7 protein-coding genes are annotated in these 11,219 nt (G+C 63.8%); 4 read left to right on the top strand and 3 right to left on the bottom strand.

Translation table 11 applies throughout. From position 1 onward, the window contains the following. Positions 1 to 8: 8 nt before the first annotated feature. On the top strand, positions 9 to 395 hold the full coding sequence (locus tag IVB50_RS12465) for an MAPEG family protein (protein WP_018455974.1): 387 nt from the start codon (positions 9 to 11) through the stop codon (positions 393 to 395). 161 nt (positions 396 to 556) lie between these two features. Here IVB50_RS12465 and IVB50_RS12460 read toward each other — a convergent pair whose 3' ends face one another. The 3 genes from IVB50_RS12460 to IVB50_RS12450 form a co-directional block, all read right to left on the bottom strand. Continuing rightward, on the bottom strand, positions 557 to 1,750 hold the full coding sequence (locus IVB50_RS12460) for an ABC transporter substrate-binding protein (protein ID WP_026233063.1): 1,194 nt from the start codon (positions 1,748 to 1,750) through the stop codon (positions 557 to 559). 306 nt (positions 1,751 to 2,056) lie between these two features. After that, positions 2,057 to 5,221 (bottom strand): multidrug efflux RND transporter permease subunit, encoded by a 3,165-nt coding sequence (locus IVB50_RS12455; protein ID WP_018455972.1) that lies wholly within the window; start codon positions 5,219 to 5,221, stop codon positions 2,057 to 2,059. Continuing rightward, positions 5,218 to 6,423: an efflux RND transporter periplasmic adaptor subunit gene (locus IVB50_RS12450; protein ID WP_018455971.1), complete on the bottom strand. Its 1,206-nt coding sequence runs from the start codon at positions 6,421 to 6,423 to the stop codon at positions 5,218 to 5,220. Before IVB50_RS12450 ends, IVB50_RS12455 begins: the two co-directional genes overlap by 4 nt. Before the next feature lie 279 nt (positions 6,424 to 6,702). On the opposite strand from IVB50_RS12450, the gene IVB50_RS12445 reads away from it, so the two are divergent. The 3 genes from IVB50_RS12445 (at position 6,703) to IVB50_RS12435 (ending at position 11,197) form a co-directional block, all read left to right on the top strand. Continuing rightward, positions 6,703 to 7,857, top strand: a complete 1,155-nt coding sequence (locus tag IVB50_RS12445; protein ID WP_018455970.1) for an iron-containing alcohol dehydrogenase — start codon at positions 6,703 to 6,705, stop codon at positions 7,855 to 7,857. 18 nt (positions 7,858 to 7,875) lie between these two features. Continuing rightward, positions 7,876 to 9,426 carry an AMP-binding protein gene (locus IVB50_RS12440; protein WP_247295941.1) on the top strand — a complete coding sequence of 517 codons (1,551 nt, stop codon included), beginning with the start codon at positions 7,876 to 7,878 and terminating at the stop codon, positions 9,424 to 9,426. A gap of 172 nt (positions 9,427 to 9,598) precedes the next feature. Next, a complete protein-coding gene (locus IVB50_RS12435) occupies positions 9,599 to 11,197 on the top strand; it encodes an ABC transporter substrate-binding protein (RefSeq protein ID WP_247295939.1) in 1,599 nt (532 codons plus the stop codon). The last annotated feature ends 22 nt before the right edge of the window (positions 11,198 to 11,219 follow it).

Here is an 11,219-nt window from a genome sequence, read left to right as displayed (position 1 = left end):
GACTAGCGATGCATCACCTCACCGCCCTCGTCACGCTGCTGGCGATCCTGTTCTACTTCTTCACCTCCATCAACGTGTCGCGCTCGCGCACCAAAACCGGCGTCAAGGTGCCGGCAATGTCGGGCCATCCGGATTTCGAGCGCGCGTTCCGGATCCAGATGAACACGCTGGAATGGATGCCGATCTTCCTGCCGTCGCTCTGGCTTTTCGCGATTTACATCAGCGATTCCGGCGCAGCGGCGATCGGCGCGGTCTGGATCGTCGGCCGCATCGTTTACTTCATCGGCTATTCGAAGGCCGCCGCAAAACGCGGCCCGGGATTTTTTATTCAGGGTATCGCGGCCATTGCGCTGTGGGCGGGGGCGCTGGGGGCGGCGGTGCTGCGACTGGTGTGAGGCAGCCGACATACGGCCACTTGCCCCGCCGTCGTCCTGGCGGAGGCCTGGACCCATAACCACAGGACACGGTTATGGGCACGATGGCGGCGACAGCTTGTTTCAACAAGCGGCTGTCGGGGTAATGGGTCCTGGCTTTCGCCAGGACGACATAGAGATCCTCACTTCGTCAGCGGGCAGCCGCTCTCCTTGGCAGTGAAGAACGCCTTCTCGCCGGGAACGACCGCGAGCTGCTTGTAATAGTCCCAGGGCTTCTTCGATTCCGCGGGCTTCTTGACCTCGAACAGATACATGTCGTGGACCATGCGGCCGTTCTCGAGCACCTTGCCGCCTTGCGCGAAGTCGTCGTCGACCGGCAGCTCCTTCAGCTTCTTGGCGACCGCATCCGGATCCTTGGACCCGGCGGCCTTGACCGCCTTGAGATAGCTCAGCGTCGCCGAATAGGTGCCGGCCTGGATCATGTTCGGCATCCGGCCGGTGCGCTTGAGAAAGCGTTCGCCGAGATGGCGCGTGCGGTCGTTGATGTCCCAGTAATAGCCCTCGGTCAGCACCAGGCCTTGCGCGGCCTGCAAGCCGAGGCCGTTCACTTCGGCGAGCGTCATCAAGAGGCCCGCGAGCTTCTGGCCACCGGAGACGATGCCGAACTCGGACGCCTGCTTGATCGAATTGGTGGTGTCGAGGCCGGCATTGGCAAGGCCGACGATCTTCGCCTTCGAGCTCTGCGCCTGGAGCAGGAAGGAGGAGAAGTCCGAGGAGTTGAGCGGCACGCGCACCGAACCGAGCACCTTGCCGCCATTGGCGGTGACGATCTCGCTGGTGTCCTTCTCCAGCGCGTAGCCGAAGGCGTAGTCCGCGGTGAGGAAGAACCAGCTGTCGCCGCCGGCCTTGGTCAGCGAGCCGCCGGTGCCGACACCGAGCGCGCGGGTGTCATAAGCCCAGTGGAAGCCATAGGGCTGGCAGGCATCGCCGGTGAGGCGCGAGGTCGCAGCGCCGACGACGATGTCGATCTTCTTCTTTTCCTTGGAAAGCTCGTGGATCGCGAGCGCGACCGATGAGGTCGTCAGCTCCGTGATCATGTCGACGTTCTCGACATCGTACCAGCGGCGCGCGATCGAGGTCGCGAGATCCGGCTTGTTCTGGTGGTCGGCGGTGACGAGCTCCACCTTCTGGCCCAGCACCTCGCCGCCGAAATCCTCGATCGCCATCCGGGCGGCCTCGACCGACCATTTGCCGCCGTAATCGGCGTAGACGCCGGACTGGTCGTTGAGGATGCCGATCTTGACGCCTTGCGCAGAGGCCGGCGCGGCCAGCAGCAAAGCCGAAATTGCGACAGCGGCCAAAAGTGCTGATTTCATCTGTTAGCTCCCAGCAGTTTTCTGTTTTGAAATCGCGCGGATACTAGTGAAGAATCCCGGCGGTGCCCATCCATTGCATGTTGGTCGTTAGTATGAAGGGCGTGCCAAGCAAACGGCGTCGTCCCGGCCTAGTACGCAATTGCGCACGGGGGCCGGGACCCATACCGCGGAATCCCTCGGTTGCGGTCGGTAGGAGTACCGAACGACGAATCTTCACTAAACCACGTTCGAGGGTTATGGGTCCCGGCCTTCGCCGGGACGACAGCGTGAATATTGAAGGGTCGGTGGCGCGCCATTTGATACTTATCAGCCCACCGCCTTCGGCTTCCCCTCGTTCTTCCCCTCGGCCAGGTTCCGCACCACCACATAGAAGATCGGCGTGAACAGAAGCCCAAACAGGGTGACACCGATCATGCCGAAGAACACGGCGACGCCGACGGCTTGCCGCATCTCCGAGCCCGAGCCGGACGAGATCACCAGCGGCAAGACGCCGAGGATGAAGGCGAAGGACGTCATCAGGATCGGCCGCAGGCGCAGGCGGCAGGCGTCGATCACGGCCTCCAGCCGCGGCTTGCCTTCTTTCTCGATGTCGCGCGCGAACTCGACGATCAGGATCGCGTTCTTTGCCGCCAGCCCCACCAGCACGACGAAACCGATCTGGGTGAGGATGTTGACGTCCTGCCCCATGATGCGCACGCCGATGGTGGCCGCCAACAGGCACATCGGCACGATCAGGATCACCGCGAACGGCAGGGTCCAGCTGCCGTATTGCGCGGCAAGCACCAGATAGACGAACAGCACGCAGATCGGGAATACGTAGAGACCCGCATTGCCGCCCGTGATCTGCTGGTAGGACAGATCGGTCCACTCGAAGCTGAAGCCACTCGGGAGGGTGTCGTCGGCGAGCTTCTTGATCGCGTTGAGCGCGGTGGTCGAGCTGGTGCCCGGCGCCGGCTCGCCCTGCAGCTCGGAGGCCGCGTAGAGATTGTAGCGCGCGACGCGGTCAGGGCCGGAAACGTCCTTGAACTCGACCACGCTGCCGAGCATCACCATGTCGCCGGAGGCGTTGCGCGTGCGCAACCGCGAGAGATCGCTCGGCTCTTTCCGGAACGGGAAGTCGGCCTGCGCGGTGACGTGGTAGGTGCGGCCGAACAGGTTGAAGTCGTTGACATAAGTCGATCCGAAATAGGTCTGGATCGTGTCGTTGATGCCGGCGATGGGAACGCCGAGCTTCTGCGCCTTGGTGCGGTCGATGTCGACGAAGAGCTGCGGCGTATTGGCCGAGAACGGCGAGAACACGGAGGGAGCGAGCAGCGAGGGCGATTTGCGCGCCGCGGCGACAAGCTCGTCAGTAGCCGCGGCGAGCATCTCCGGCCCACGGCCCTGGCGGTCCTGGATGCGGATGGTGAAGCCGCCACCGGTGCCGATGCCGGGCACGGCCGGCGGCGGAATCACGATGATGAAGGCACCCTGAATCGCGGCCAAGCGTTTGCGCAGCTCGACCGTGATGGCGTTCGCAGACAATCCTTTCTTGATCCGCGCCTCGGGCTCGTCGAACACTGGGAAGAGCGCCGCCGCGTTGCCGGCCTGCGTCCGCGTCGCGCCGGAGAAGCCGGCGAAAGCGGCCACGCGGATGATACCCGGCGTATCCAGCGCGATCCGCTCGATCTCGCGCACGACCTCGGTGGTGCGCGCCAGCGAAGCGGCGCCCGGCAATTGCACGGAGATGATGACGTAGCCGCGGTCCTGCGCCGGAATAAAGCCTTGCGACGTGGTGGCGATCAGCCAGCCGGCGCTGCCGATCAGCACGACGTAGATCAGGATCATCACCGCCGAATGCCGGATCACGAAATTGGCGAGGCCGGCGTAGCCATGCGCGAGACGGTCGAACACGCGGTTAAACACGCCAGTGAAAGCGTTCCAGCCGCGTGCAACAAGATTCCAGCGCGCGGGCGGCCGTTTCTCCTCGTGGGGGACGAGGAGAAGCGAGGCCAGCGCCGGCGATAGCGTCAACGAGCAGAAGCAGGAGATTGCGGTCGCGACCGCAATGGTGACGGCGAATTGCTGGAAGAACTGACCCGAAATTCCGCCCAGAAATGCGGTCGGGACGAACACCGCGCACAGCACCAGCGCGATCGACACCAATGCGCCGCCGACCTCCTCCATGGTCTTCAGCGCGGCATCGCGCCGGCTCATGCCATGCTCGAGATGCCGCTCGACATTCTCGACCACCACGATGGCGTCGTCGACCACGATACCGACGGCGAGAACGAGCCCGAACAGCGTGAGATTGTTGATCGAGAAGCCGAGCGCCGCCATCACCGCGAAGGTGCCGACCAGCGAAACCGGAATCGCGATGATCGGAATGATCGCGGGACGCCATCCCTGCAGGAACACCAGCACGACGACGACCACGAGCAACATGGCCTCGTAGATGGTCTTGATCAGCTCGTGGACGGACTGCGCGATGAACTCGGTCGGGTTGTAGCCGATATTGAAGTCGAGGCCTTTCGGAAAGGTCTCCTTCAGCTTCGTCATGGTGTCCGAAATGTTCTTCGCGGTCGCGAGCGCGTTCGATCCCGGCCGCTGCGTCACCAGCATGGCGACCGCCGATTTGCGCAGCAGGAAGCTGTTGGTGGAGTAGGCGAGAGCACCAAGCTCGATACGGGCGACGTCGCGCAGGCGCACCGTGCGGCCGTCGGAGCCGGCCTTGATCAGGATGTCCTCGAACTGCTTCTGGTCTTTCAATCGCCCGGTGAAGGTGAGGTTCGGCTGGAAGGCGCGGTCGGCGATCGGCGGTTCGGCGATCTGGCCGCCCGCGATCTGCACGTTCTGCGCGCGGATCGCGGCGAGCACCTCGGTTGCGGTCAGGCCGAGATTGGCGATCCGGTCAGGATCGAGCCATAGCCGCATCGAATAATCGCGCGCGCCGAAGATCTGGATGTCGCCGACGCCGTCGATCCGCAGCAGCTGATCGCGGACCTGGAGCAGCGCATAGTTGGAGATGTAGAGCTGGTCGAACGTGTCGTCGGGCGACAGCATGAACACGACCATCAGGATGTCGGGCGAGTTCTTGCGCGTGGTGACGCCGTTGCGCTGAACCTCTTCAGGCAAACGCGGCTGCGCGATCGCAACGCGGTTCTGCACCAGCACCTGGGCTTTGTCGAGATCGGTGCCGAGCTTGAAAGTGACGGTGATGGTGAGCTGGCCGTTCGAGGTCGCCTGGCTGTAGAGATACAGCATGTCCTCGACGCCGTTGATCTCCTGCTCGATGGGTGCGGCAACCGTGTCGGACACGGTCTGCGCGGAGGCGCCGGGATATTGCGTGGTGACGACGACGGTCGGCGGCACCACTTGCGGATATTCGGAGACCGGCAGCGTGGTATAGGCCAGCGCGCCGACGATCAGCAGCACGATCGACAGCACCATCGCCAGGATGGGCTGGTTGATGGAGAGACGGCCAAGATTCATGATTTGCCACCGGCGGGCGCTGGTGCCGTCTGCGGTGCGACCTTGGCACCGACGCGGGCGCGCTGGATGCCGTTGACGATGACGCGGTCGTCCGCCTTCAATCCCTCGCGGATCACGCGCAGGCCCTCGTCGAGCGGTCCGAGCGTCACGGGACGCGCCTCGACGGTGTCGTCCGGCTTGACCACGAACACGATCTTGCGGGACTGGTCAGTTGCGACCGCAACGTCGGGGATCAGCAGCGCTTCATAGGGCGCGCTGCCGATCAGTCTGATACGCCCGAACTGACCGGGCAGGATCGAAAGATCGGTGTTCTTGACCACGGCGCGGCTGCGCAGCGTGCCGGTGGAGACATCGAGGCGGTTGTCGAGGAAATTGATGCTGCCTTCACGGGATGGTTTCGTCTCGCCGGCGAGCGTCACCTGCACCGGGTTCGCCGTATCGCGCGAACTCGGGCGGCGGCCTTCGAACCACAGCTTGCTGTATTTGATGAAGGTCGCCTCATCCATGTCGAAATAGATATAGATCGGGTCGAGCGTCACGATCGAGGTGAGCAGCGTCGACGTTCCGGTATCGCTGCCCTGCACGAGATTGCCAGGGCTGACAAGGTGGCGGCTGACGCGGCCGGTCAGCGGCGCCGTCACATGCGTGAATTCGATATTGAGCTTGGCGACTTTGAGCGCACCCTCGGCCTGTGTTTCGGCAGCGTGCGCAGCCTGCAAGGCCTGACGGCGCTGATCGACCACCTGCTCGGAGACGGCGCTGGTCTGCACCAGGCTCAAACCGCGATCGAGCTCCCGCTTTGCAAGCTCCACCTTGGCACGGGCATCGGAAAGCTGCCCCTCGGCCTGCGTGGCCACCGCCTCGAACGGACGTGGGTCGATGACGTAGAGCAGATCGCCCTGACGCACGATGGCGCCATCCTGGAATTCGACAGAGTTGACGAACCCGCCGACGCGCGGGCGGACCTGCACCTCCTCCATCGCCTCGAAGCGGCCGGTGAACTCGTCCCAATCGGTGACGGTGCGCTTGACCGGTTGGGCGACGGTTACCGGCGCCGGCGGGGGAGCGCTCGCTTGCGAGGCCGGCTGGCCGCAACCGGTGAGCACGAACGCCGCGGCGAGAAGGCCGACGATGGCGTAAGGCCGAGGCGAAACGAAATCGTGCGTTTTGACAAATTGCTCGCTTCCGTCCGGTCCAGTCATCCCAGGTCCTCGCATCAAAGCCGCGGAAAAAGCAGGGTACGCCTGTACCCGCGGGCGCCACAAGATGGGTGGCAATGATGAACTCTTCAAGACCAAAGCGCAGGCAATGCTCGGAGGAATGCCCTGGCCGGATGACGGGTTGACAGGGCTTGTTGGCCTCTCCCCGTAAGCCGGGAGAGCAAGCGGAGAGTGCGTTAGCGTCTTCGCACATGACGGGCGGAGCCGGCTCGGCTAGATTGCTCCTCATAAAACAAGACGAATTGTCCGGGGAGGACAGGCGTGCACCAGGGACGTGTCGTTTACGGCGCGATCGAGGAAGTCGTGTTCGGCCACCCCGCGGCCGAGGCCGTGGTCGCCCAGATGGACCGGCTGGGGACGCGCCGCGCCTTCCTGATGGTCTCGGGCACGCTCAACCGGCAGACCGACGAAATCGCCAAGATCAAACAAGCCCTGGGCACAAATTGCGCGGGCGTCTTCGATGCCATGCCGGCGCACACCCCGCGCGAGGCGGTGATCGCCGCCACCAATGCGGCGCGCGAAGCGGGCGCCGACCTGATCGTCACCGTGGGCGGCGGCTCGATCACCGACGGCGCCAAGGCGGTGCAGCTCTGCCTCGCCAACGGCATCGACGATGTCGACGGCATCGAGCGTATCCGCGTGCACAAGGGCGTCGCGCCCGAGATGACGGCGCCGACCGTGCGTCAGATCAGCGTGCCGACCACGATCGCCGGCGGCGAGTTCAGCTCGATCGCAGGCGTCACCGACCGCACCGCCCATGTGAAACAGATGCTACGGCATCCGCTCAGCGTTCCGCGCGCGACCATCCTCGATCCCGCCATCACCGTGCACACGCCGGAATGGCTATTCCTCTCGACCGGCATCCGCGCCATCGATCATTGCGTCGAGGCGATCTGCTCGCGCGAGACGCACCCCTATGCCGACGCGCAATCGGTGAAGGGCCTCGCCATGCTCGCCGACGCGCTGCCACGGGTGAAGGCTGACCCTGCTGACCTCGACGCGCGAATGGATGCGCAGATCGGCACCTGGCTGTCGATGGGCGCGCTCGCCGCTGGCGTGCCGATGGGCGCGAGCCACGGCATCGGTTACGTGCTGGGCGCAGCCTTCGACGTACCGCATGGCTACACCTCCTGCGTCATGCTGCCGGCCGTGATGCGCTGGAATGCGCGCGACAATGCCGAGCGCCAGATGATCGTCGCGGCCGCAATGGGCTTTCCCGGCCACGCGGCAGCCGATGTGCTCGATGCCTTCATCCGCTCGCTCGGCATGCCGCGCAGCCTCGCCGATGTGCGCGTCTCGCCGGAGCATTTCGACGCCATCGCGGACGCTGCGATGCGCACGAACTGGATCCCGCGCAACCCGCGCAAGATCGACAGCCCCGCTCAAGTGCGCGAAATCCTGCTTCTTGCCGCATGATCCAAAGCCGGAGGACTGATGTACCCAGGTCAGCATGCCCGCCTGCGCCCACTCCAGCCCGCCTTCATCATGGCGACGACCGGCGAGGCCGTCACCTATCGCGAGCTCGATGCGCGCAGCAATCGGCTGGCGCACCTGTTCCGCAAGTATGGCCTGAAGCGGCTCGACCACTACTCGATCTTCATGGAGAACAATTCCCGCTACCTCGAAGCCTGCGGCGCGGGCGAGCGCTCCGGCCTCTACTACACCTGCATCAACTCGTTCCTGACGCCGGGCGAGTTCGCCTATCTCCTGGTCAACAGCCAGTCGAAAATCCTGATCACGTCGGTTGCGAAGCTCGATATCGCCCGCGAGGCGATCAAGGTCTGCCCCGACATCAAGCTGTGCATCGTCGCCGACGGCCCGGGCGAGAGCGAGCGCATCGTCGGCCTCACTGAGGTAACCGCCGACCTGCCGAAGACGCCGATCCCGGATGAATGGCTCGGCACCGCCATGCTGTATTCATCGGGCACGACGGGACGGCCAAAAGGGATTCTGCGGCCGCTTCCGGAGGAGCCGCCGAAACACAATCTGCCGTTGTTCGATTTCCTGACAAAGCTTTGGCACTACCGCGAGGGCATGATCTACCTGTCGCCGGCGCCGCTCTATCATTCGGCGCCGCAGGCCGCCGTGAACCTCACGATCCGCATGGGCGGCACCGCGATCATCATGGAGAATTTCGATCCCGAGCGTTACCTCCAGCTCGTCGAGCGGTGGGGTATCACTCACACCCAGTTGGTGCCGACGATGTTCTCGCGCATGCTCAAGCTGCCGGAGGAGGTGCGCACGCGCTACGACCTGTCGTCGCTCGAGATCGCGATCCATGCCGCCGCGCCCTGCCCCGCCCTGGTCAAGGACGACATGATCAAATGGTGGGGACCGATCATCCACGAGTACTACGGCGCGACCGAAGGCCTTGGCTTCACCGCCTGCGACAGCGCGGAATGGCTCGCCCATCGCGGCACCGTCGGCAAGGTCCTGCTCGGCGATCTCCACATTCTCGACGAAAACATGAAGCCATGCCCGACCGGCACGCCGGGTCAGGTCTGGTTCAAGACGGCCTCGCCATTCGAATATTTCAACGACCCGGAGAAGACCAGGGAAGCGCGCTCGGCCGACGGCAGCATGAGCACGGTCGGCGACGTCGGCTATGTCGACGAGGATCGTTTCCTTTATCTAACGGACCGCGCGACCTTCATGATCATCTCCGGCGGCGTGAACATTTATCCGCAGGAGTGCGAGAATCTGTTGATCACCCATCCGAAGGTTGCGGACGCCGCGGTGTTCGGCGTGCCCAATTCCGATCTCGGCGAAGAGGTGAAGGCGGTGGTGCAGCCGATGCCCGGGGCCGTGCCGGGCGAGGCGCTCGCCGAGGAGCTGATCGCGTTCTGCGGGGCGTCGCTGTCGCGGCAAAAGGTGCCGCGCTCGGTCGATTTCGAGAAGGAGTTGCCGCGGCTGCCGACGGGGAAGCTGTACAAGCGGCTGCTGCGGGACCGGTATTGGGGGAACAAGGCGTCAAGGATTGTGTGAAGGGCCGCTGTCGCCGGAGAAACTTCCCTCTCATCGTGAGAGACACCCCTGCGGCCTTCCGTCGTCCGAATTGCCGAGAGAGTAGCGGACCTTGACGGTTGCCTCACCGCGCACGCGCCGCTATCGTCGGGACAAACAGGCCGCAAAAGGCCGATGTCCAGGGAGGACGAGGATGCGGAGCGTACGGGCGCTCGCCGCGACGGCGGCGCTATCTTTGCTTGCGTTTTCGAGCGTTGCACTCCCCAGCGAGCCCAAGCAGGGCGGCATTTTGCGGATGTACCACCGCGACAGTCCCGGCAATGCCTCGATCCACGAAGGCGCGACCTACTCGCTCAACGTTCCCTTCATGCCGGTGTTCAACAACCTCGTCATCTACAAGCAGGACGTGGCGCAGAACAGCATGGACACCATCGTGCCCGAGCTCGCCGAGAGCTGGGCCTGGGTCAACGACAACAAGACGCTGACCTTCAAGCTACGCCAGGGCGTGAAGTGGCACGACGGCAAGCCGTTCACCTCGGCGGACGTCAAATGCACCTTCGACATGCTGATGGGCAAGTCGCAGCAGAAGTTCCGGCAGAACCCGCGCAAGAGCTGGTACGAACAGGTCAACGACGTCTCCACCAACGGCGATCTCGAGGTCTCCTTCAATCTGAAGCGGCCACAGCCTTCGCTGCTGGCGCTGCTCGCCTCGGGCTACACGCCGGTCTATCCCTGCCACGTCTCGCCCGGCGACATGCGCACGCACCCGATCGGCACCGGGCCGTTCAAGTTCGTCGAGTTCAAGGCCAATGAATCGATCAAGCTGACCCGCAATCCCGACTATTGGCGCAAGGGCCGGCCCTATCTCGACGGCATCGAGTTCACCATCATCCCGAACCGCTCCACCGCGATCCTCGCGTTCGTCGCCGGCAAGTTCGACATGACCTTCCCGACCGAGGTGAGCATCCCGCTGCTCAAGGACGTCAAATCGCAGGCGCCGAACGCGGTCTGCGTGGTCGAGCCCAACAATGTCGCCACCAACATCATCGTCAATTCGTCCGCGCCGCCGTTCGACAATATCGACATCCGTCGCGCCATGGCGCTGTCGCTCGACCGAAAGGCCTTCATCTCGATCTTGTTCGAGGGCCAGGGTGACATCGGCGGCACCCTGCTGCCGCCGCCGAATGGGCTGTGGGGGATGCCGAAGGAGATGCTCGAGACCATTCCGGGCTACGGCCCCGACATCAACGCCAACCGTGAGGAAGCGAAAAAGCTGATGCAGAAGGCCGGCTATGGGCCGGATAAGCATCTCGCCGTCAAGGTCTCGACCCGCAACATTCCGGTCTACCGCGATCCTGCGGTGATTCTGATCGATCAGCTCAAGAGTATCTATATCGACGGCGAGCTCGACGTGGTCGAGACCGCAAACTGGTTCCCGAAGATCGCGCGGAAGGATTACATGCTCGGGCTCAATTTGACCGGCAATGCCGTCGACGACCCCGACCAGTCCTTCTACGAGAACTATTCCTGCGGCTCCGAGCGCAACTACACCAATTACTGCAACAAGGAGATCGAAAAGCTGTTCGACGTGCAGTCCCAGGAGACCGACATTAACAAGCGCAAGAAGCTGGTGTGGGACATCGACAAGAAGCTGCAGGAGGACGTCGCCCGCCCGATCATCTTCCACGCACGTACCGGCAGCTGCTGGCAACCTTACGTCAAGGGCGTGACGGTGATGTCGAACAGCTCCTACAATGGCTATCGCTACGAGGACGTCTGGATGGACAAGTAGCGCGGGCGGCTGACGGGTTCGA

The organism is Bradyrhizobium sp. 87 (genome assembly GCF_023073015.1).
GTDB lineage: Bacteria > Pseudomonadota > Alphaproteobacteria > Rhizobiales > Xanthobacteraceae > Bradyrhizobium > Bradyrhizobium canariense_D.
Note: the sequence above shows the minus strand (reverse complement) of the source record. Positions and strands in the feature narration are given on the sequence as shown.